15 protein-coding genes and 2 pseudogenes are annotated in these 22,705 nt (G+C 44.4%); 6 read left to right on the top strand and 11 right to left on the bottom strand.

From position 1 onward, the window contains the following. Positions 1 to 18 precede the first annotated feature (18 nt). A complete protein-coding gene (glnS, locus tag NXS07_RS00285) occupies positions 19 to 1,686 on the top strand; it encodes a glutamine--tRNA ligase (protein WP_038214625.1) in 1,668 nt (555 codons plus the stop codon). A gap of 369 nt (positions 1,687 to 2,055) precedes the next feature. After that, positions 2,056 to 4,737: a beta-N-acetylhexosaminidase gene (locus tag NXS07_RS00280; RefSeq protein WP_038222339.1), complete on the top strand. Its 2,682-nt coding sequence runs from the start codon at positions 2,056 to 2,058 to the stop codon at positions 4,735 to 4,737. A 120-nt stretch (positions 4,738 to 4,857) separates the two neighbouring features. On the opposite strand, the gene fur is transcribed toward NXS07_RS00280, so the two are convergent. From fur to tnpA, 4 genes and pseudogenes are all read right to left on the bottom strand, one after another. Next, positions 4,858 to 5,307: a ferric iron uptake transcriptional regulator gene (fur, locus tag NXS07_RS00275; protein WP_012987662.1), complete on the bottom strand. Its 450-nt coding sequence runs from the start codon at positions 5,305 to 5,307 to the stop codon at positions 4,858 to 4,860. Between the two features lie 180 nt (positions 5,308 to 5,487). Further along, on the bottom strand, positions 5,488 to 6,021 hold the full coding sequence (gene fldA / locus NXS07_RS00270; RefSeq protein ID WP_012987661.1) for a flavodoxin FldA: 534 nt from the start codon (positions 6,019 to 6,021) through the stop codon (positions 5,488 to 5,490). 173 nt (positions 6,022 to 6,194) lie between these two features. Continuing rightward, positions 6,195 to 6,482, bottom strand: a complete 288-nt coding sequence (gene ybfE, locus NXS07_RS00265; protein WP_038209193.1) for a LexA regulated protein — start codon at positions 6,480 to 6,482, stop codon at positions 6,195 to 6,197. Positions 6,483 to 6,584: 102 nt separating this feature from the next. After that, a pseudogene (gene tnpA / locus NXS07_RS00260) lies at positions 6,585 to 6,833 on the bottom strand (IS200/IS605 family transposase); the annotation flags it as partial. Between the two features lie 56 nt (positions 6,834 to 6,889). Here tnpA and NXS07_RS00255 point away from each other — a divergent pair. Continuing rightward, complete coding sequence (locus tag NXS07_RS00255; protein ID WP_038222340.1) at positions 6,890 to 8,089, top strand: RNA-guided endonuclease TnpB family protein; 1,200 nt, start codon at positions 6,890 to 6,892, stop codon at positions 8,087 to 8,089. A 775-nt stretch (positions 8,090 to 8,864) separates the two neighbouring features. Here the strand turns inward: NXS07_RS00255 and NXS07_RS00250 are convergent. From NXS07_RS00250 to NXS07_RS00240, 3 genes are all read right to left on the bottom strand, one after another. Further along, entirely contained in the window at positions 8,865 to 9,455 is a 591-nt protein-coding gene (locus tag NXS07_RS00250; protein WP_038193089.1) for a TetR/AcrR family transcriptional regulator, read from the bottom strand. Between the two features lie 207 nt (positions 9,456 to 9,662). Beyond that, complete coding sequence (locus tag NXS07_RS00245) at positions 9,663 to 12,746, bottom strand: efflux RND transporter permease subunit (protein ID WP_258085959.1); 3,084 nt, start codon at positions 12,744 to 12,746, stop codon at positions 9,663 to 9,665. 1 nt (position 12,747) lies between these two features. Further along, positions 12,748 to 13,854, bottom strand: coding sequence for an efflux RND transporter periplasmic adaptor subunit (locus NXS07_RS00240; protein ID WP_238125463.1), 1,107 nt, complete (start codon positions 13,852 to 13,854; stop codon positions 12,748 to 12,750). Between the two features lie 239 nt (positions 13,855 to 14,093). Between NXS07_RS00240 and NXS07_RS00235 the strand changes: the two are divergent. Then, positions 14,094 to 14,517 (top strand): annotated as a pseudogene (locus tag NXS07_RS00235) (IS6 family transposase); the annotation flags it as partial. Positions 14,518 to 14,588: 71 nt separating this feature from the next. Here NXS07_RS00235 and NXS07_RS00230 read toward each other — a convergent pair. From NXS07_RS00230 to NXS07_RS00215, 4 genes are all read right to left on the bottom strand, one after another. Further along, a complete protein-coding gene (locus NXS07_RS00230) occupies positions 14,589 to 15,578 on the bottom strand; it encodes a GlxA family transcriptional regulator (protein WP_038214637.1) in 990 nt (329 codons plus the stop codon). 112 nt (positions 15,579 to 15,690) lie between these two features. Beyond that, positions 15,691 to 17,853, bottom strand: a complete 2,163-nt coding sequence (locus NXS07_RS00225) for a type I secretion system permease/ATPase (RefSeq protein ID WP_038206349.1) — start codon at positions 17,851 to 17,853, stop codon at positions 15,691 to 15,693. Positions 17,854 to 17,855: 2 nt separating this feature from the next. Further along, entirely contained in the window at positions 17,856 to 19,211 is a 1,356-nt protein-coding gene (locus tag NXS07_RS00220; protein WP_258085958.1) for an HlyD family type I secretion periplasmic adaptor subunit, read from the bottom strand. Continuing rightward, the gene (locus NXS07_RS00215; RefSeq protein WP_308686583.1) at positions 19,204 to 21,309 is read right to left on the bottom strand and encodes a peptidase domain-containing ABC transporter; all 2,106 of its coding nucleotides are present in this window, start codon (positions 21,307 to 21,309) and stop codon (positions 19,204 to 19,206) included. Before NXS07_RS00215 ends, NXS07_RS00220 begins: the two co-directional genes overlap by 8 nt. A 515-nt stretch (positions 21,310 to 21,824) precedes the next feature. Between NXS07_RS00215 and rtxH the strand changes: the two genes are divergently transcribed. Both rtxH and rtxC read left to right on the top strand, forming a co-directional pair. Further along, a complete protein-coding gene (rtxH, locus tag NXS07_RS00210; RefSeq protein ID WP_038191864.1) occupies positions 21,825 to 22,190 on the top strand; it encodes a protein RtxH in 366 nt (121 codons plus the stop codon). Positions 22,191 to 22,231: 41 nt separating this feature from the next. Next, positions 22,232 to 22,693 carry an RTX toxin-activating lysine-acyltransferase RtxC gene (rtxC, locus tag NXS07_RS00205; protein ID WP_038183015.1) on the top strand — a complete coding sequence of 154 codons (462 nt, stop codon included), beginning with the start codon at positions 22,232 to 22,234 and terminating at the stop codon, positions 22,691 to 22,693. Positions 22,694 to 22,705: the final 12 nt, after the last annotated feature.

Raw genomic sequence — 22,705 nt, 5'->3', positions numbered from 1 at the left:
GCATTGAGGAATAACACGATGAGTGAGGCAGATGCCCGCCCGACCAACTTTATTCGTCAGATTATTGACGAAGATCTGGCAACCGGTAAACATACATCCGTACATACCCGTTTCCCGCCTGAACCTAACGGCTATCTGCATATCGGCCATGCGAAGTCGATCTGCCTGAATTTCGGCATCGCGCAAGACTATCAGGGGCAATGCAACCTGCGTTTTGACGATACAAACCCGGTTAAGGAAGATATCGAATATGTTGAATCCATTAAAACGGACGTACAGTGGCTGGGTTTCCACTGGAGTGGCAATATTCGCTACTCTTCTGACTATTTCGATATGCTGTATCAATACGCCATTGAATTGATTAATAAAGGTCTGGCCTATGTTGATGAACTCAGCCCTGAACAGATCCGCGAATACCGTGGAACGCTGAAAGAGCCGGGCAAAAACAGTCCTTACCGTGATCGCAGTGTGGAAGAAAATCTGGCTCTGTTTGAAAAGATGCGTGCCGGTGAATTTGCTGAAGGTAAAGCGTGTCTGCGTGCCAAAATTGATATGGCATCTCCATTCATCGTGATGCGTGATCCGGTGATTTATCGCATCAAATTTGCCGAACATCACCAGTCCGGCAATAAATGGTGCATCTACCCGATGTACGATTTTACCCACTGCATTTCCGATGCGCTGGAAGGGATCACTCATTCAATATGTACATTGGAGTTCCAGGATAACCGTCGCCTGTATGACTGGGTATTGGATAACATTACGATTGCCTGTCATCCGCGTCAGTACGAGTTTTCTCGCCTGAATCTGGAATACACGGTGATGTCCAAGCGTAAACTCAACCAATTGGTGACCGAAAATATTGTCAATGGTTGGGATGATCCACGTATGCCAACCATTTCCGGCCTGCGCCGCCGTGGTTATACCGCTGCGGCTATCCGTGAATTCTGCCGCCGTATTGGTGTTACCAAACAGGATAACAACGTCGAAATAGCCGCATTGGAATCCTGTATCCGGGATGATCTGAACGAAAATGCACCACGGGCGATGGCGGTTCTTGATCCGGTTAAACTGGTGATTGAGAATATGCCGGAAGGTGAAGTGATCCTGACGATGCCGAACCATCCTAACAAGCCAGAAATGGGCAGCCGCGAAGTCCCATTCAGCCGTGAGGTTTATATTGACCGTGCCGATTTCCGCGAAGAAGCTAACCGTCAGTACAAACGTCTGGTGCTCGGCAAAGAAGTGCGCCTGCGTAATGCTTATGTGATTAAGGCAGAGCGTGTTGAAAAAGATGCGGAAGGCAATATCACTACCATTTACTGCCACTATGATGAGCAGACACTGAACAAAGATCCGGCTGACGGCCGCAAGGTCAAAGGTGTGATTCACTGGGTGAGTGCGGTACATGCCGTGCCAGCGGAATTCTATCTGTATGACCGTTTGTTCAGTGTGCCAAACCCAGGGGCGGAAGATGATTTCCTATCCACTATCAATTCAGAATCGTTGGTCGTGCGTAAAGGTTTTGTCGAGCCAGGGCTGGTGAATGCACAGCCAGAAAGAACTTATCAGTTCGAACGTGAAGGTTATTTCTGTGCTGATAGCGGCCTCTCCAGTGCAGAACATCTGGTATTTAACCGCACAGTTGGCTTGCGTGATACTTGGACAAAGATCTCTCAGGAATAACCAGAGCTAATTTTTATAACCAAAACATTAAAAAGGCGCGATTATTATCGCGCTTTTTTTATGTTTAAAATATTTGTAATGAAAATTGACTCTCCCGACTAAAGATTAAAAATTGCCTTATAGTCTTATTTTATGTAGGGTTATTCGCTATTGATAACTGGTGGTACAAAAAATAGCCTGTTCTTCTGGGCGGAAAAAATATTACATTTACTGTAACTATGCCAATTAGCATCTTTTATGGACTGTCGTCGCTGTTTCTGCGTTTGTTATAGCGCGGTATTGACTGACAGAAGCAGCATTACCCAGCTATACCCGATAAATCTGAAGTTGCAGGGTATAAAAGAATAATAAGTTCAGACGAGGTCATTCATGAAAAGCGTTAAATTGCGTACCTTGGCAGCACTCATCACGACAGTTGGATTAATGGGCTGTGTTCATGCAGAAATGACGTCACAGCAGATAGTGGATTCGCTTAGTCAATTAAAAGTGAATTTCAAAATTAAGGATAATCAAGCAGGAGCACATGGAACTGATTGTGCCATTTTAGGCGCGGACGGGGCTTCCTGTAATCGGGTTCATATCACATTAGCTAATGGCAATCAGGCGATCGACTCTTCTGACTGGGCGATCTATTTTCACAGTATTCGCCAGATCCTGAAAATCGATCATGAGCAATACAAAATCACGCATATTACGGGTGACTTACATAAGCTAGAGCCGACGGAAAAATTCACAGGTATCAAGGCTAATGAAAAAATCTTGTTACCGATCTTTGGAGAATACTGGCAGATTTACAGCACAGATTTTATGCCACGCTGGTATGCCACTTCCGGTGATGCGATGCCTAAAATACTGGCGAATACCGATACGGAAGATCTGAGTGCGTTTTTATCTGATTTTACAGGTGATCAGTGGAAACGTACTACGTCAGATAACAATATCCAGATGACTCCGGAAACTCGTTTTGTAAAAAACCAGCAGATGGTAAAAATCAGCGAGGATAAACTGCGTGGACAGGTTATTCCGACGCCCAAAATGCTGACTATCCATTCACAAGATGTGAACCTATCCCGTGGTGTGAAACTGGAGTTGGGTGGGTTGAGTAACGCATCAATCGACGTTATTCGAGAACGCTTTGCCTCTCACAATATCAAGCTAACGGATAATGGTTATCGGATTGCGGCACAGATCAACGCAAACAAATTTACGGGCAACTGGCGAGTACAAGGAGCTTATTCGCTGAATATCACAACTCAAGGAACGCAAATCGTCGCTTTTGATCAATCCGGTGTGTTTTATGGCCTGCAATCATTGTTATCTCTGCTCCCTGCCAATGGTGATCCTACCATTGCCACACTAACGGCAAAAGACGCGCCTAGGTTCGAATATCGAGGCATATTTTTGGATGTTGGGCGTAACTTCCACAGTAAGGAAGCTGTCCTGCGTCTGCTCGATCAAATGTCCAGTTATAAACTGAACAAATTCCATTTCCACTTGAGCGATGATGAGGGCTGGCGTCTGGAAATCCCCGGTCTGCCGGAGCTGACTGAAGTCGGGAGCAAACGCTGTCATGATCTGAGTGAAACTCAATGTTTGTTGCCGCAATTAGGATCAGGGCCTGATAGCAATAATATGGGAAGTGGCTATTTTAGTCGTCAGGATTACATTGATATCTTGAAATATGCCAAAGCGCGCCAGATAGAAGTGATCCCCGAGATTGATACCCCTGCTCACGCTCGTGCAGCGGTCGTGTCGATGGAAGCTCGTTATAAAAATCTGATGGCGCAGGGGAAAGAGCAGGAGGCCAATGAATATCGCCTGCTTGACCCGACTGATACCACGAATGCGACATCAGTACAGCTCTACGATCGCCGCAGTTATTTAAATCCGTGCATGGATTCCTCCAAGCGGTTTGTTGACAAAATTATCAGCGAAATCGCTTTAATGCACAAAGAAGCGGAATTGCCGTTGAAGACATGGCATTTTGGTGGTGATGAAGCGAAAAACATTCGTCTGGGGGCGGGGTATCAGGACAAAGATGGTCCAATCGAACCGGGCAAGGGGATTATCAACAAGAAAATAGAAGACAAACCATGGGCAAAATCTCAGGCTTGCCAGAAAATGATAGCGCAGGGCATTGTTAAAGATGTTAATGAACTTGACAGCCATTTTGCTATTGAAGTCAGCAAGATCGTCAATACTCATGGTATTGATACAATGCAGGCATGGCAGGATGGCTTGAAACATGTGAAGTCGGCAAAAGATTTCGCCACCAAGCATGTGGCAGTGAATTTCTGGGATACACTCTATTGGGGAGGCTATGACTCCGCCAATGATTGGGCGAATAAGGGCTATCGAGTGGTCGTTTCCAGCCCTGATTATGTCTACCTTGATATGCCGTATGAAGTTAGTCCGAAAGAGCGCGGCTACTATTGGGCAACTCGCTTCAATGATGAAGCAAAAATTTTCAGTTTTGCACCGAACAATATGCCACAAAACGCTGAAACATCGGTGGATCGCGATGGCAACCACTTCAATACCCAGAGCAACAAACATTGGCCGGGGGCTTATGGGCTGTCAGGGCAATCATGGAGCGAAACCATGCGCACTGATGATCAGATGGAATACATGATTTACCCGCGCTTGTTGCCGTTGGCGGAACGTGCATGGCACCAGGCGAGTTGGGAACAGAATTATCAGCAGGGCAGGGAATATAAGGGCGGCGTAACACATTATGTTGATACCAATGCGCTCAACAATGACTGGATAGATTTTGCCAATTTGATGGGACAACATGAACTGGCGAAATTGGATAAAGCTAACATTGCGTATCGGTTGCCAGTACCTGGGGGAAGGATTGTATCCGGGACGTTGGAAGCGAATATCGCCTTGCCGGGGCTAGCGATTCAATATTCGCTGGATGGCGGTAAAACATGGGAGATTTACGATGACAGGCAGCGCCCACATGTCAGCAGTAATGTGAAAGTGCGCTCTGTCAGTACTGATGGCAAGCGTTTTAGCCGAGATGAAGAAGTAAAAATCACGCTCTGATATTTCTTTTAAAAAGCAGCCTGCCGATTAGCTTGAGCTAATCGGCAGTAGCTTATTCAGACTAAATGAGACACAGAAGTGGATAATTGTCATAACTTCTTATCGTGTCGTGCTTTCTCATCATGAGTTTTCATCATGCATCGTGCTATCTTTGCGGCAATCACCAGCAGTACAGTGACCATACAAGTAGAGACTATGGTTTGACAGCTTGATCCCGTAACGTTCAGCGATATCTTTCTGGCGCTCTTCAATAAACTCATCACTGAACTCAATGACTTTACCGCAGTCAAGGCAAATCAGATGGTCATGGTGATGCTGTTGAGTGAGTTCAAAAACCGACTTACCGCCTTCAAAATTGTGGCGTGTGACAATGCCGGCATCATCGAACTGGTTCAACACGCGATAGACAGTGGCGAGGCCAATCTCTTCACCGATATCAATCAGTTTTTTGTAGAGATCTTCCGCACTGACATGATGGCATTCTGGATCCTGTAGCACTTCCAGAATTTTCAGGCGTGGAAGTGTTACTTTAAGTCCAGCATTTTTCAATGCTTTATTGTTGTCGGTCATGCGGATTCAGTCCTGTAACTTAGTAAGGTGAACTTATGATACTTGGGGGTATCGTGAGAGAATCATGATTCTGTTTCACGCTATAGATTATAGGCATGGATATTCTAAATGAAAACCACACCTATCCCGATATCATGACACATTATTGAGGAATTATCCCGTGAAAAGGAGCTTGGCTCCTTATACGCCAAGAATTTCTGACAGGCTCATCTCGGCCTTAATCTGCTGTACCCAAGTTTCAACGCGCTCATCCGTCAATTCTGGTTGGCGATCTTCATCGATAGCAAGGCCAATAAAATGGTTATCGTCGGCCATGCCTTTGGAGACTTCAAAGTGATATCCCTCGGTTGGCCAGTGACCTACGATAATGGCACCGAGAGGTTCAATGATATCGCGAATCGTACCCATACCATCACAGAAGTACTCTGCGTAATCTTCCTGATCGCCACAGCCGAACAGAGCGATGAGTTTGCCATCGAAATTGATCTCTCCCAGTGTCGGGAAGAAATCATCCCAGTCACACTGAGCTTCACCATAATACCAGGTCGGAATGCCGAGCAGCAGGATATCGAAAGCTTCAATATCTTCTTTGCTGCTTTTGGCAATATCGTGGACTTCAGCAACATCAGCACCGCCCAATTTTTTTTGGATCATTTTGGCAATGTTCTCTGTGTTGCCTGTATCGCTGCCGAAGAATATACCTATTATTGCCATAAAATGGGTTAACCTCTTATTTTAATTGTGTATTGAGCTATACACATCACGCTGAAATCAGCAGGAAAAATGTCAGTTTTAATAAAATTAAAAGCGTTATTTTGACCAAACATCAATGACAAGTCTGTCAGATTTGTGTGGTAACGTCGTTTCATACTGTCGAGTGAAAGCCGTTAATTAGTAAGGTGATTTTCTGCCAGTTGAGCTGATAACATTTGTTCAATCAGCTCGCTGCGGCTGATATTGCGCTCTTTTGCCAGATGGTTTAAAGCATCGACGGCATCTTCATTGAGCTTCAATTCCACTCGACGCAGTCCTTTGACTTTATCTCTGCGCAACTGGTTGCGTTTATTGATCCTGAGCTGCTCATCCCTAGACAGCGGATTCGTTTTCGGTCGCCCTGGCCTGCGTTCATCTGCGAACAAATCCAGTGTGGTACGATCAGTTTGTTCTTTTGCCATAAATTCAATTGTAAAGGGCGTGGCCAATAGTATAGCGGGCAATGATACCTTAGCTGGGCGCGAGCCGCTACTGGTTGATGGGGGAGATGGTTGGCAGGAAGAGAGAGATATGGGGGAGTGGGTTGGGTAAGCAATCAATAGGTGTACGTGATCTTGCTCACCGTCCATCTCAATAATGTCACATTCGAGCTTTGTGGCTGCTGAAGTGAAAGCCTCCCGTAGTTGTTCAATCATGCATCCATCAAAAAGTGTCCGGCGATACTTTGTCGTGAATATCAAATGGACAACTAGCTTGCTGACACTGTGTCGTTTTCGGAGAAAACCGTCGAGCCATTCATTATGCTGACTCAATTGAAATATTCCTGTCGCCTGTTACTATCATTGAACTCTATCAATGAGCGCTGACTATGTTAAGAGCCACAAAGGTACGCATTTACCCCACACTCGAACAGGCTGAATATCTTAATGCCCAGTTCGGTGCGGTTCGTTTTGCGTACAATAAGGCTCTGCACATAAAAAAACATGTCTACAAACGTGATGGGGTGAGTTTAAGCCCACGTAAAGATCTTAAGCCGTTGCTGGCGACGGCGAAAAAATCCCGCAAATACTCGTGGCTCAAGGCGTATGATTCCATCGCGTTACAGCAGGCGGTCATCAATTTAAATACGGCTTTTGATAACTTCTTCAATCCAAAGTTGCGGGCAAAATTCCCTGTCTTTAAGCGCAAACACGGAAAACAATCCAGTTATCACTGTGTTGGCGTGAAGGTGTTGAATGAGGCAATAAAAATTCCCAAGTTGACTCCGATAGAAGCGCGTATCCATCGTGAAATCAACGGTGAAGTTAAAAGCATTACCCTATCGCGAACACCCACAGGAAAATACTTTGCCTCAATTCTCTGTAAAGATGGCAAAGAACCTCCCGTTCCTCCTGATGTGATCGATGCAGACAAAAGCACCGGATGTGACCTTGGGTTAACCCACTTCCTCATCTGTTCTGATGGTCGGAAACAGGCCAATCCCCGCTATTTAATCCGTGCCAGTAAAAACCTGCGGCGCAAGCAAAAAGCGCTCTCCCGAAAACGAAAAGGCAGTAAAAATCGGGGTAAAGCACGTTTAATTGTTGCCCGGTGCCATGAAAAAGTGGCCAATGCCCGTGGGGATTTTCAGCACAAATTGTCCCGACAACTCATTGACGAAAACCAAGCGGTGATAGTCGAGACACTGAAAACAACCCATATGCTCAAAAACCGCAGACTGGCTCGTCATATTGCTGATGCGGGCTGGCACAGCTTTGTGACGAAGCTAGAATACAAAGCCAAAGAAGCGGGGAAACATCTGGTCAGGCTTGACCCGTGGTATGCGAGTTCGAAAACCTGCCATTGTTGCGGTCACCAAGAATCGGAAATGCCCTTAAGCCAGCGGTACTGGGTATGTGCAGTGTGCCAGACGGAGCATGACAGAGATATCAATGCGGCGTTGAATATCCAGCAGCAAGGCCTATTTGAATTACAGGCGGCGGGTCTCGTCGTCTCTGCCCATGGAGGCCAGCGTCAGACTTGTCACGGACAAGCCGCGGCCTGTGAAGTGGGAAGCCTCGCCCGATAGGGCGGGGAGCAGTCACATATGGTCATTACTAAGGAAATAGCCGGACAGCCAACCAACACCAATAATAATAACATCCTACTCATTGATTCATTGCACTGGGTTGCATCAAAAGCTATATATTTCAATGAATTTCAAGAAATTCCTCTTGTTTTTTTTCTGAAGGTTGTGTTATCCGCGAATGTGCTATAAAAACGTTGGAGAATGTAGATAAACCGTATTTCCTTGCGTACGTAAGCTCCTCATTTGAAAACATAAAAAGTGCAGTAGAACACGGATTAGGGGTTAGCCTATTGCCACTCAGAGCACTAACCAATGATTTGTATGTATTATCCTCCGAACATGGCGTACCTAGTGTTCCAGCAATTAAGCTTGTTTTACATATTGCAGCTCAAGGGGATTTATATGAATTCTTTGCTGATTATCTACGCCGCTCATTATCAGAATAGTATCCAGAATTTCAGTTTGTGTAAATTCGAAAAGGAATTCTCATTCCTTTGGTAAAAATAGAATAACTAAAACTTTTGTGTTAGGTGTTTAATCCTAACATTTGATGGATTAGGATTTATCTCTAAAATAGCCTTTTAAATTAAATAATTAATTAGTTTGGCTTATTTCACCCGGAATAACTATTTTGTTTTAATATGAAAAACACCTACATAAAATTAAAAAAAAGAAGAAGGTACAATAAGTACTTGATGTTAGTGTTATTGATGACAATATTTTTCGAAGCCTTCTGATTAAGGTGCCGGCCTTAATCAGAAAACAGGTACGGATATTATGATGCAAAAATTTTTCGTATCATGTAGGTAAAAGAACCCATGCTCTCAAGCCACTTAAAATTCGGTTCTACCAACTCTCTCCCTATCGCCCCCCCGGCGGTTATCATTAGCCAGGATGCCGTCTGTTCCGCATTAATCTGTTTATCAATTTCCCCTGTTTCAATCCCCTTACGGATTAATAGTGCTAAACGTTCCCTGATTTTTTTTTCATTTTCGATAAATATTTTATTAATCGTAGGGTTACGGCTAGCTTCAGCGATAATTTCGATGCTGAGTCGTGCATAATCGGGTTGGTTATACAGGTGGATCAGGCTTGTCATCATCTTTTCTATTGTTGCCATAACCGAGCTTTCATCATCATCGGTATGCAAAATTTCGTTATAGTCATGGCTGTCTTCTTCTGCGATAGCTTCAATAATGGCGTTTTTGGTTGGGTAATAGTGAAACAGATTACCTGGACTCATGCCTGCTGCCTTGCAGATTTCTGCTGTGGATGTTGCATGAAATCCTTTCTCTATAAAACAGGAGATGGCAGCATCAATGATTTGTTTGCGTTTAGCGCGCTGTTTTTCTGTCTGTTTTGACAAAACATATTCCTCCAAAAGATCGGATATAAAAAATTAGATTAATTACTCTATCTAATGTTCGGATGTTATTATACAGACTAAATGTTTATTCTTCTTATTTAATCGTCAGAAATAGTTTTATGAGTATTACACCCATAAAATTTCTTAAATATTATTAATGTCCGGCTGTTAATTTGCACAAAAACACGCCGGACATAAAATAATCTGTCAGTGATAATCGAGATCGTCTTTCGTTACTGAGGTAAATTTCTTAAGGTGTGGAGTAATAAAGTTTTTAAAATCATCCATATAACTGTAAATAACCGGTACAAACAGTAAACTGAGTAAAGTTGAACTGAGTAGTCCCCCAATAACCGAGATTGCCATCGGCGCCCGGAAACTGGCATCCGCGCCGCTGGTAATGACCAGCGGGATCATGCCGGCAATCATGGCAATCGTTGTCATTATAATAGGCCTGACACGCTCTCTGCCTGCCTGAATAATGGCCTCATTTCGTGGCATACCGGTGCGGGATTTTTCGAGAATAAATTCAACCAATAAGATTGAGTTTTTTGAGACTATGCCCATCAACATTAATATGCCAATAATAACGGGCAGATCAATGGCGGCACCATAAATAAGCAATGCGATAATCGCACCACCGATAGCAAATGGCAGCGCAATTAAAATCGTCATTGGCTGTAAAAAATCTTTGAACAGAATAATAAGAATAGCCAGTACCATCATGATACTGAGCATGATGGTCGTCGTGAAACGATCAAACATTTCATTCATATATTCAACTTCACCATACTCGACTCTTTTGACCTCCGGCGGCAATTTTTTCATTGTCGGCAATTCATTAATTTGCATAAACGCTGTGCCAACCGCAATACCATTAAGATCTGCATCAATACTCGCTTTACGCTGTCTGGCAATTCGTTCTATTTTGTCAGGGCCTGAGGCAAAAGAGATATTTGCCACCGATTTCACAGGAACATTGACGTTCGATGTGCTATTTACGTACAGATCATTTAATACGGTCAGATTATCCCTGTCTTCTTTGGATAATAAGACGCGGATCGGGACTTGCCTATCTGGTAAGTTAAACTTAGCGACTCTGGAATTGATTTCACCTATTGTTGCCGTTCTAATCACAGTGCCAATTGCATCGGTTGTCACGCCAGCTTTGGCTGCTGTATCAACATTAGGCGTTATGATAATTTCCCGTCTTGGCAAGGGTTGCAAGAGCTGGATATTCTTCAATCCCTCCAACTGCATCATCTCTTGACGTAACTGTTTTATTGTCTGAGACAAAATTTTTGGGTTTTCACTGGCCAGAACAATCGAAATATCTCGGCTGCCACTACTATTGCCAAAGTTATATCGAATATCTGGAATCTCATTTAAGATAGGAACCAATGATTGCTCAAATTCTTTTTGTGACCAGTCACGTTCACCCGTAGGTACTAAATTTATAATAATGTTACTTTTATTCTGGCTAATCTCACCAGAGGAACCATCAACGCCGGCAACAGAAAAAATATCGATAATTTCTGGGCGGCCTTGCAGTTTTTTAATAATCTTCTGCAACGTTTCATCACTTTGCGCTGCTTGGGTTCCGGGTGGTGCTTCAACTTCTATTGTGGTGATACTGATATCCGCTTTAGGCATAAAACCTGATGGTAACAGTGCTACCAGGGCTAATGATCCCAAAAGAAAGACGATGGCTAGCAGCAACGCTGTTTTGCGGAATTTTAATGTTTTTTCCAGGATAGAAAGATATTTCTTTATCCATTTCGGTGTCTCTGTTTTATCCGTTTTCTGGTGTTTTTTAGGCTGTAGCAGATAGGCGGACATCAGTGGAGTCACCAATCTGGCGACCAGTAATGATGATAATACTGCCGCTGATACGGTAATGCCGAAGGGGACAAAATATTTACCGATAAAACCACCAATAAAACTGACGGGCAGAAAAACAGCGACAATGGTAATAGTAATCGCGACTATTGCAAACCCTATTGCATCTGAAGCTTTGATAGCGGCAATATAAGGTCTTTCACCTCTTTCAATATATTTTTCTATATTCTCTATTTCGACGATCGCATCATCAACTAAAATACCTATCACCAATGTTAATGCTAATAAAGTGATACTATTCAGAGTGTAACCAAATAAATGTAGGATAAAAAATGCCGGTAGTATAGATAATGGCAATGCAATGGCTGCAATCAATGTCGCTCGCCAGCTTTTGAGAAAGAAAAATACCACAATGACAGTTAATACTGCGCCTTCTATTAGTGTCTGCATGGTTGCATTATAACTTGCCACCGTATATTTTACATTTGATGAAACAAGTTTAATATTGACATCCGGATACTCTATTCCAGTCTCCTGTAATGCCCGTACAACCCCTTTTTCTACCTCTGTATCACTTGAACCTTTAGCGCGGAATACGGCGAAACCCACAACCGGTTCATCATTTAAGCGGGCAATGGTGATGGTTTCTTTATGTGAATCTCTGACCGTGGCAATATCGCCCAGTTTTATCCAATTATCGTTTGCTAAAGGAAGTTTTAATTGGCGTAAATAATCTATTTCATTTTTTGCACCTAAAATACGAATGGTATGATCTTGTCCTGCGACGACCATTTTTCCGCCAGGAATATTGACGTTATTTTGAAGTAATAACTGGTTAATATCCGCAACACTGATCTTCAATGCAGCCATCTTTACCGGATCAGGTTCAATCAAAATTTCCTTATTGGTTCCACCCAGCCTTGTTATTTTCTGAACGCCTGGCACCATTAATAACTTTTTACTTAATTTGTCATCAACAAACCAAGATAATTCAGTCAAATTCTTATCTTTTGACTGAACCGCGTAATTCAGGATAGCACTACCCTCTACATCAATACGGCTTATTAGCGGTTCATCTATTGATTGGGGTAATTCCGAACGAATCTGTGTAATCTGTTCCCTGATATCATTTGTGGCAACATGCGGATCAATTTTCAAATCAAACTCGATAATCGTGATGGATACGCCATCCGTTATCGTTGAGTTAATATGTCGAATGCCCGGCAATCCAGAAACTGCGCGTTCTATGGGTTGTGTAACTGCATTTTCCAATTCGGAAGGCGATGAGCCATTTTGTGTGACAGTCACAGTCACAACCGGAAAATTAATAACGGGGTTTGCATTGATAGGTAATTTCAAAAAGGAAAATAACCCAGCGACAGTGAGTGCCAGAAAAATAACAATCGTGGGAATAGGTTTTCTGATAGCCCATTCGGATAACTGATATTTCATCTTATTTTCCCTGTGGCATAATGGCAACAGTATCCATTTCTTGTAGGAATGGAGATGCAGAAACAATGATTTTATCTTTTGGCGATAAGCCGGATTTTATCTCAATCCAGTTATCAAAAATACGTCCTGTATTAATTTCTTTTTTCTCTACGGCATTGTTTTTACCGACAACATAGACACTGGGTTTATTTTCATTTCCCATATTGACAGCGCTATAAGGAATGGCATTGACTTTTTCTGGTTTAAGCTGAAATAAGGCATGGCCGAAATCCCCCAGTTTGACATCGGCGGGGACATTTTCGAGCGCAATTCTTATTTTTCCTATTTGGGTAACGGGATTAATTTTCGGCGAGATATATCTCACTTTACCGGTTATTTTGCTGCCGGAAGTGAGAGAAATAGCCGCAGGTATTCCTGTGTTTATTTGTTTTAAAGCAGAAATATAGGCTTCAGCCGAGAATTCGTGCAGGTTATTTTCGATCAGTTTAAACAGTTGACTGTTATCGGTTATCATACCTGCCATCGCAGTTCGTTCACTGATAATGCCTTCTTTGGGTGCAAATATGGTTGTTTTCGCCCGCTGGGTTTTTTCCCCTTCTAATTGTGCCTGTAACTGCCGATATTCTGCTTTTGCCGCATTTAAGGCGGATAAGGATGAATTTGCCTGCATTTTGTATTTGTCAAATTCACTGGCAGAAATGACCCCTGTATTTACCAGCGGTTTTGCACGATTAAGTTCGGACTGTGCCTGATTACTCGTCGCTTCATTCTGTTTTATCAAAGCCAGCGCTTTTTCCAATTCCGCTTTGGCTTGTTTGACTTTTTCATCTTGAACCAGTGTTTCTAATGTAGCTAACACATCACCTTTTTTGACATAGTCGCCTTCTTCGACCAGCACCTCTGTGATGATATGCTGGGGGAGCGCCGGGCTTATCACAATCTCATTTTTTGCTACTACTGATCCCAATATTTTGACAGAGGGAGTGAACTGTACAGCCTGCATGGTCGTGGTTGACACATGCATCTGCTCTTGGGGTGACTGGGCATTTGTACTGAAAATGAACATGGAAAAACAAACGCCAAGAAGAGATAGAAGATTTCTTGCCATTCCTCGTCCTTACAGTGATCACTTAAGTTAGTGTTGAGGTTTTAGATAGATTAGTCTATCTAAAAAATTCGTGCAACAGTGATGTATCAGCAGAAATTCTCAGCCTACGCCAGACCATGGGACTGACACCACGAACAGCGAGTTTAACTGTGTACATTTTCATAGCGGCAAAGCTGTCGGTTCTGTCGCATTAACGTAATATCAGGTAAGCTCTCCTGTTTTTGAATGAGTCCAGAGTGATGTTCCTGATCCGAAACGCGTTCAAACGCCGCCATTATCCCGTCGATATCATTGCCCAATGTGTCCGTGGGTATCTGACCTACGCACTGAGCTTACGCAATCTGGAGGAAATGAGGGCAGAACGGGGGATCTTCGTCGACCACGCCACATCGCTGGGTGTTACGTCTGGTACCCCTGCTCAGTAAGGCTTTCCGGAAACGCAAAAAGACGGTTGGCTCCCGATGGCGAATGGATGAAACGTACATTAAAGTCAAAGGCCAGTGGAAATACCTTTACCGGTCGGTTGATACCGACGGGCAGACCATTGATTTCCTGCTGACGGCTAGACGGGATGCCGAGGCGGCTCTACGCTTTTTCTGTAAAGCGATACGCCAGTACGGCAGACCGACTGTGGTGACTATTTTGTTTTCTTTAGCAAAAACTTTGCTCGTGCCTTAAGCACTTTAGTTCCCTTCTTAAACGAATCTCGGGTTGATTATTTACGGAATGCAATGCTAGCCCACAGAAAAACTTCCACTATGGTGATATTTTTGGCGATACTCTTTTGGCGTCAGACCATTGCAGCGTTTGAATAACTCCCTGAAATAACGGGTATCTTCGTAACCGACTTCATGGCTGATTTCTTCGATGGTTTTCTGAGATTTTTCCAGCCAGTGCTTGGCCTGTGACAGACGTATCTGCTGGATATACTGGATGGGGGTTTTTCCGGTGGCGATTTTGAAGCGCCGTTTCATTTGTCGTTCACAAAGGTGGATTTTGTTGGCTAAGTCGGCTACGGATAAAATTTCGGAAGGTGAGGTGTGCATCCAATCTTGTAGTTTGTGGATGAGAGAATCTGAATGTTGACGATAAGGGGCAAAACTGACGGAATCAGACGAAATTTTGGGGTCATTTTCGCCAAACAAGAATTGTGAACATTGTTCTCTGGCATATTGTCCGTAAATCAACTCAACAATACTCATCATACTTTTGCTGCACCCATAGGCGCTGGAAATGCAGAAACGGTTATTGTCACGGGTGATTTTTTTGTCGGCATACAGGGGAATATGGGGAAATAGATCTTTGAATTCGCGGGAAAAATGAGGGTGGATTGTTGCGCTGGTTTTCAGTAACCCGGCTTTGGCAAGGATGAATGTGCCTGAGCAGACTGAAACGATAGGAATGTGCTTTTCATCCATCGCCTTGAGCCACTCTATTATTTCCGGTGAGCAGTATTGCGGCTGCCATACCGGGAAACCCAGGGAGCCAACCAGAATAATATCGGGTTGTTGGCCATGATAGAGATCGGAATGGGAAGTCGGGGCGGGTTCAGTCAACAGGCTATTGGTTCCGTTCATTTCCTGGCTTGCTGGCGAGATAATGCGGACATGGGGAATGGGGCCGCCAATGGCATTGGCGGCGATGGTGAGTATTTCAATCGGCATAGCAACCGATGTCACCGAGGTGTGAGAAAATACCAGGGCTGTGATAGATAATTGTTTCATAGTTATATTCTCTTCCTTAAGAACATTTTGTTATGTTGTGTTAATTTCGTTACGAAATTAATTTTAAGCCGAAACAAGCCTCATGTCTTCAATGAATTTTCTATCGTGATAGTCACTCCGTTTGTTGATGCCAAAGTTGTGCATACAGGCCGTTTTGTTGCAATAGGTCATCATGGGAGCCCGATTCGACGATTGTTCCTTGATCTAAAACAAAAATTTTATCCGCATGGCGGATCGTATTCAGCCGATGGGCAATGCTGATGACCGTCCGGTTGCGGCGGATTTCGTCCAGATTGCTCATAATGGCTGCCTCAGATTCATAATCCAGCGCGGAAGTCGCTTCATCCAGAATCAGGATTTTGGGATCATTCAACAAGGCTCTTGCCAATGCGATACGCTGCCGTTGCCCGCCGGAAAGGTTGCTCCCTTTCTCCCCGACAGGATGGGCAAATTTATGCGGAAATTCATTGATGAAGTCAGTTGCACCCGCCAAGGTCGCCGCTCGGTAGACTTCTTCATCGCTGGCACTGGGTTTGCACAGACGGATATTGTCCGCAATGCTGCCGGAAAACAGAATGCTTTCCTGCAATACCACGCTCATGTTACGTCGGAGTGATACGGGATCGGCAATCGCCAAATCCATACCATCGACCAGAACCTGACCATGCTGCGGCACATACAGACGCTGTAACAACCGGGTCAGGGTACTTTTACCTGAACCCGATGGCCCCGTTATGCCGATAAATTCGCCCGCTTTGATGGTCAGTGACAGATTTGCCAGTACTTCGGGCGTATCTGTGTGATAGCGGAAGCGAATATTCCTGAACTCAATCTGGCCGGCAAGTTCAGGGGAAGCTGCCAGCCCCTGTTTGCTACTCTCCATTGGCTCATCAAGAATATCGCCGACCCGTCGCAAAGCGATCAAAGTATGCTGGAAATCCTGCCAGACTTGCGCCAGCCGTAAGATCGGCTGGGTGACGTGTCCTGCCAGCATATTGAAGGCAATTAACTCTCCGGGGGATAATTCGCCGTTAAGAACGCTTCTGACCCCCCACCATAGCAGTAATGCCGCTACGACTTTCTGGATCAAAGCGATCCCCTGTCCGGCCGCAAGCCCACTTTTCTGGGCGGAAAAACGTCGGATCAATTGCTGGCTTAACACTTTTTGCCACTGGTACAGAAAGCGTTTTTCCGTTGCCGTGGTCTTGATAGTTTCGATGCCCATGACGGATTCCGTCAGGAAACTGGTGGCATGGGCATCGGCTTCATATTCGGTTTCTACCTTGCGTCGGATGAGAGGCCCGATGGCGATCCAAAGCAGGAAATAGAGTGCCAGTGAACTGATTACGATCCAGGTCAGCAGAGTGGAATAATGGAACATGACGCCAAGGAACAGGATGATGAAGATCAGGTCGAGCAGCAACATCAGGGTGGAGCCGGTCAGGAATTGGCGGATTTGTGCCATTTCTCTGACGCGCGCGATAATTTGTCCGGTTTGGCGTTGCTTGAAATAGGGCAGGGGCAATCCCACCAGATGGCGGTAAAGCCTGCCGGAGAGTTCCGCGTTGATCTGGCTTGCCATATGTCCGAACACGGTATTGCGCAGAAAACCGTACAAGGGTTCTGCTACGGCTAGCGCCAGCATCGCCAGACCAAGAACATGCAGGCTGGATAAGCTGCGTCCGACCAGTACTTTGTCGATGACATTTTCAAACAGCAAAGGAGATGCCAGCGCAAAAAGTTGCAGCACAATGGCGAACAGGAAAATATCCCGCAACTGATTTTTCTGCCTGAAAATCGAAGGATAAAACCAGCTCAAACCGAATTTAACTTGCTGTTTGGTCAGAAATTTATCTGCCACCAGCAGGATTTTATACTCACTGTGTTTAGCTTCTTCAGGTGTCGTCTGTGTGCCGTGCAATGGGCGTATTTCTTGTTTTTCCGTGATGGGATTGAGCACGGTAAACTGGTCTGGGCTGACTTCGAGCAGCACCCACCAGCACTGATCTAATTCAATCAGTGCCGGTAAAGGCAACGTGGCTGCGGTATCGGCTGTCAGACGATCAAATTTGCTGTGCAGGCCGATGGCATCGATAGCCTCGCGTAGCTGCCAGTCTGTCAGCGTCAGGGAATCCAGACCCAGCGCATGATGCAATTGTCTGACGGAGGCGACCTTATGAAATTGTGTTCCCAGATAGGCGACACAATCCAGTGCGTGATTATTGGTGAGATCTTCCGTGCCTGCATCACTCGTAAAGGAAAATGCGTCAACCATGATTATTTTTCCCTCAACGCTTCAGACTGATATTCCTGAATCGGACTGAGCAGGTAATCAATCACCCGTCGTTGGTCGGTCTTGATTTCTGCGGTGATGGACATCCCGGCGGTGATTTCGACAGGCTCACCATCAACGATGATATTGTTCTGTCTGAGGCTGATTTGCGCTGGAAAAACCAGACCCAGGCGCTCATCGGTCGTGGAATCCCGTGAAATACTGAGCAGTTCGCCTTCGATGGTGCCATAGCGGGTATAAGGGAAGGCATCCACTTTAACCGTCACATGCTGGCCGGGGCGGACAAACCCGACATCTTTATTCAGGATTTGGATTTCCGCGAGTTGCACATGGTCATCCGGTACAATCACCATCAAATTCTGTGCAGGCTGTAAAACCGCGCCGAGGGTATGGACGCTCAATTGCTGAACCGTACCTGCCACAGGGGAACGCACGATCTCAAGGGCTTCTCGTTCCTGCATTTTTGAAAGCTCTTGTTTCAGCACGCCCAGTTGCATCTCTGCCTGCTTTTTTTTCTCAAACCATTCCCGCTCTTTTTGCGTGTTGATCCCCTTTAACCGCTCTTCCAGGCTCTTGTATTGGGTCATCAAGATGCCTAGTTCTGCTTTTTGTTGCGCGATCACCCGTTCTGTTTCCAGCAATTCTTTTTCCTGTTCCAGATATTCCACTCGGCTAATCACCTGCTTCTGGCTCAATATTTTTCGTGCCTGCAAGCGCTGATTGATATTTTCACGCAGGTTGGTCAGAGCCTGAATATCCCCGTTTTTGGCTTTTTGAGAAGAGAGATTGACGTTCATTTCAGCGTAAAGATTGGTGATAATGGCATCGAATTCATGTTTTTCGTGCTCGTAATGCGCCTGGATTTTTTCTTGTTGGGAGAGAGTCTGCTGCTGAAAGAGAGGCAGTGATTCGGGATCATGTTTCCCGAGCAGTGCCTGATAGCGGATTTTCTCTTCGATCAGATATTCACGTTGTTCAAGCAGGCGTGTAACGTCCTGATTAACGCCGAGCGTATTCAGCGTAAGCAGAGGGGCATTTTTTTCAATGTGCTGCCCATTTTGAATATGAATAGAGAGCAGACGGCTCTGTTCATAAGCCTGAATGATTTGGGAACGGCCGGAAGCTATCAGACGCCCGGTGGCGGTTGCCTGTACATCCAATTTTCCCAGATACGCCCATAGCAGTACCACCAGTACCCCGATACTCAAGGTGATCGCCGTATAACGGGCGAACGGGGAAGGAGGACGTTGTGACAAGGCCAGATGTGTGGGTAAAAAATCATAATGGGGCGAAGGAGTACGCAGGTTTTTAATCTTTTTGAGTAAGATGGCCTTAAACATGGGAAGTCACCTCCTGTTTCAGTTCCTGTTGCAATTGCCAGAGTTTTCGATACTGCTTGCCCTGCTGTAGCAGTTGTTCATGGCTACCTTGTTCAATAATTTGACCTTGGTGCAGCACAATGATTCGGTCGCATTGGCGTACCGTGGAGAGTCGATGGGCGATGGTAATGACCGTTCTGCCCTGCGCAATGTCTGCCATATTGGATTGAATAATCGATTGTGACTCATCATCCAGTGCGCTGGTGGCTTCATCAAGGATCAGAATGGTGGGATCAGACAGCAGGGTTCTGGCAATGGCTAGACGCTGTCGCTGCCCACCGGAGAGGGATTGGCCGCCTTCTGCGATGATGGTGTCGTACCCCATCGGCAGCTTGAGAATAAAATCGTGTGCACCCGCCAGCCTAGCCGCTTCAATAATATCAGACAAAGGAGCATCGGGTCGTGATTGGGCAATGTTTTCATGTACGGTTTTATTAAACAGAAAATTTTCTTGTAACACGATGCCTATTTGCTGTCTCAGAGATTCAATATTGAACTCCTGCAATGGAATGCCATCCAGTGTGATGGTGCCATGTTCCGGGGTATAAAGCCGAAGTAACAGGCGCGCGAGGGTACTTTTTCCAGAACCGGATGTTCCTACTACGCCAAGCGTTTCTCCTGCCCGAATATCCAGCGTAAAACGGTTGATGGTTGGGGAGAGATCAGGCTGATAGCGAAATACGATATCAGAGAATGAAATAGCACCCTGCAATGAGACTCGCTCTTTGCCTGACTGCTGCTCTGTCGGCAGGTTCAACATATCCCCCAGTTTATCAATGGCAATGCGTGAACGGATAAATTGCCCCCAGAGTTGCACTAACTTGGCTAGGGGTTGCTGGGTATGGCTTACCATCATATTGAATGCGATCAACTGGCCGATGGTCATGTGCAGGGAGAGTACTTCGGAGGCACCAAGCCAGATAATGACCGCACTGGTGACTTTTTGTAACAGCATCACAAGATGGCTGGAGCGGTTATCCCATTGCTGCACATCATAACTGGTACTCACCATATTCTCGGTCTGGCTATCCCAGCGCCGGATAAAGCGGGGTTCCGCTGCAAGGCTTTTCAGTGTCTCGGCACCGGCGACGGTTTCGGTCAGGAAAGAGGTATTGATCGCAGCATGAGTGAATTGCTTTTCGACGGCTTTCTCGATTTTGGGCGTGACCCACCATGCCAGCAGGCCATAGAAAGGGATGGTAGCCAAAAACAGCAAAGTCAGAGTGCCGGATAGCAGGCTCATCACGTAAATAAATACGAACATGAACAGGACATCAATACACAGGGTGAACATGGAACCGGTTAAAAACTCCCGTACGGTTTCGAGTTCACGTACCCGCGTCACAATGGCTCCCACTTGGCGGGATTTGAAAAACAGCAAAGGCAGACCAAGTAGGTGCCGAACCAGCTTTAACCCCAGTTTGATATCAATGCGATTGGCTGTATGGGCATACTGATATTCGCGTAGCCCACGCAGAACCACTTCAATCAGGCTCGCAACCACCAGACCAAAAATCAACACATCTAAGGTAGATAACGCCTGATGAACGAGTACCTTGTCCATGACAACCTGCACGACCAGAGGAGAAATCAACGCTAAAATCTGCAAAATGAACGAAAACAGCAGAATTTCAGTCAGATTTTTCCTTTGTCGGATAAATTCGGGAATAAACCAGCGGATATTAAATTGGTTACTTTTTTGTTTTATTTTTATCCAGCGTCCGCTCCATAAACGGATAAAGTTTTCTTTATCCAATATCTCAGGCGCTTCCTGATTAGGTTTTTGAATCAACACTCGCTGTTCATCATGTTTTGCTAAAATAAAGGGATGCCCATTACCATCGAACAGAATAGCGGGTAAAGATAACGTGTTTAATTTCTTATTTATTGAACGTTTATTTTTAATAGAAATATGATGTTCTTTCTTTAATTTATTTAAAGTAAAAAGATAATCATCATTATTATTTATGTTTTTATCGGGTATAACGATGGGCTTGCCATTAGATATCATTATTATTAATTTAATTAATGATATTGTTGTTTTTTCTATTTCATTCATAGGGGTAAATTTATTTTAATAAAAACCAAAACCCAAATTAAGGAAAGAACCAGAAGAAGAGTATGGTATTTCTTTATAAGATAATCTTAATAAATACGATAAAAGGTATTATCTGTTATCAATGAGGATATCAGGGTTGGTAATTAGGACAAAATGTGGTGGTTAAACAGACATTTTTATTTTTATATGTTGATTTTAAAAAGTAAATAGATATATTTTTATTCACGCAGTCGATAAATTATTTGGTTTCTAATAGCCTATTTTATTTGCCATTTTGAGTTTGGGCAGCGTTCAAAATCTGCGTGTACTCATTCTTAATTTTTTAACAAATGTTGTGTTCATGTTATTTTTGTCTGGTATTTCCTATTCAAGTTGATCGCAACAATGAGATTTAATGATAAATAAAACCATAACGACATAGGGTTTTAATCATTTAATTTAATATAATTGTAACATTAAGTTTAAATTTAATATATTTGCAACATTAAATTTAAACTTATTTAATGGATAATGATATGTCTGAAAAATTCGTTCAAACCATTTCAAGTGTTAATTATAATAAAGGCGTGTTCTCTCTTTATTTTGTTGGACAAGAGCCCAACCGAATGGCAAATGGCATACTGGCTGAAAACGATCAGGAATTACAATTAAAGCAAGTGATTCACATGCCTGCATCCGGCTTTATGTATATGGTTTCCATGGTGAAAAGTATGCTTGAAGACCCTCGGATGGAAGCCGAAATGAATAAGCTGATCGCAGCAGGGTTCTTGCCTGTACCTGAAATGAGTGAAGGTGAAATGCCAGCCGAGCCGGAAACGGCTGTTGCAGAGACCGTTGAGCCTAAAAAACGCCCAGCCCGCGACGCGGAAAAATCAAAATAATATCAGGTATCAGTAAAATCATATCAGATGGTTGCTAGCTTATGATGATCACACATCAACCCGCAACGCTGAGTGACACTGAAATACAGGCAATGATAGGTGGGGTGATGTTGCTTTGTCAGCATTCACCCTTACACCGACGCTATTTAGTTGCTGAGTGGCAACAGCGTATCTTTCCTTCATTCCAGCTCAATCAGTTTTGCTATTACGAAGATGAACACCAACGCCCAGTTGCATTTTGTAATTGGGCTTTTTTGTCTGATAGCAGTCGGGATGCGATCCTTTCCGGTGAACGGGAGATTTCGCAGGAAGACTGGCGTTCAGGACAACATATCTTTTTTCCGGAAATGATTGCCCCTTTTGGGCATGCGAAGGGTATCGCCCGTGATCTTCGCCGGCGTGTCTTTGCAGCATGGAAGGGGCAAAAAGCCTGTACTGTCCGGGGAATGCTGGACACACAAAATGACCACTGTATCCGTCGGGTACAGTGGTTTACCGTTTAATTTTTCTGCCCA

Origin of the sequence: Xenorhabdus bovienii (assembly GCF_024721015.1) — a bacterium.
Classification (GTDB): domain Bacteria; phylum Pseudomonadota; class Gammaproteobacteria; order Enterobacterales; family Enterobacteriaceae; genus Xenorhabdus; species Xenorhabdus bovienii.
This window is presented reverse-complemented; position numbering and strand designations above follow the sequence as displayed.

Coding starts and splice junctions, on each gene's coding strand:
- glnS (WP_038214625.1), top strand. CDS start 19: ATGAGTGAGGCAGATGCCCGCCCGACCAACTTTATTCGTCAGATTATT.
- NXS07_RS00280 (WP_038222339.1), top strand. CDS start 2,056: ATGAAAAGCGTTAAATTGCGTACCTTGGCAGCACTCATCACGACAGTT.
- fur (WP_012987662.1), bottom strand. CDS start 5,307: ATGACCGACAACAATAAAGCATTGAAAAATGCTGGACTTAAAGTAACA.
- fldA (WP_012987661.1), bottom strand. CDS start 6,021: ATGGCAATAATAGGTATATTCTTCGGCAGCGATACAGGCAACACAGAG.
- ybfE (WP_038209193.1), bottom strand. CDS start 6,482: ATGGCAAAAGAACAAACTGATCGTACCACACTGGATTTGTTCGCAGAT.
- NXS07_RS00255 (WP_038222340.1), top strand. CDS start 6,890: ATGTTAAGAGCCACAAAGGTACGCATTTACCCCACACTCGAACAGGCT.
- NXS07_RS00245 (WP_258085959.1), bottom strand. CDS start 12,746: ATGAAATATCAGTTATCCGAATGGGCTATCAGAAAACCTATTCCCACG.
- NXS07_RS00240 (WP_238125463.1), bottom strand. CDS start 13,854: ATGGCAAGAAATCTTCTATCTCTTCTTGGCGTTTGTTTTTCCATGTTC.
- NXS07_RS00230 (WP_038214637.1), bottom strand. CDS start 15,578: ATGAAACAATTATCTATCACAGCCCTGGTATTTTCTCACACCTCGGTG.
- NXS07_RS00225 (WP_038206349.1), bottom strand. CDS start 17,853: ATGGTTGACGCATTTTCCTTTACGAGTGATGCAGGCACGGAAGATCTC.
- NXS07_RS00220 (WP_258085958.1), bottom strand. CDS start 19,211: ATGTTTAAGGCCATCTTACTCAAAAAGATTAAAAACCTGCGTACTCCT.
- NXS07_RS00215 (WP_308686583.1), bottom strand. CDS start 21,309: ATGAATGAAATAGAAAAAACAACAATATCATTAATTAAATTAATAATA.
- rtxH (WP_038191864.1), top strand. CDS start 21,825: ATGTCTGAAAAATTCGTTCAAACCATTTCAAGTGTTAATTATAATAAA.
- rtxC (WP_038183015.1), top strand. CDS start 22,232: ATGATGATCACACATCAACCCGCAACGCTGAGTGACACTGAAATACAG.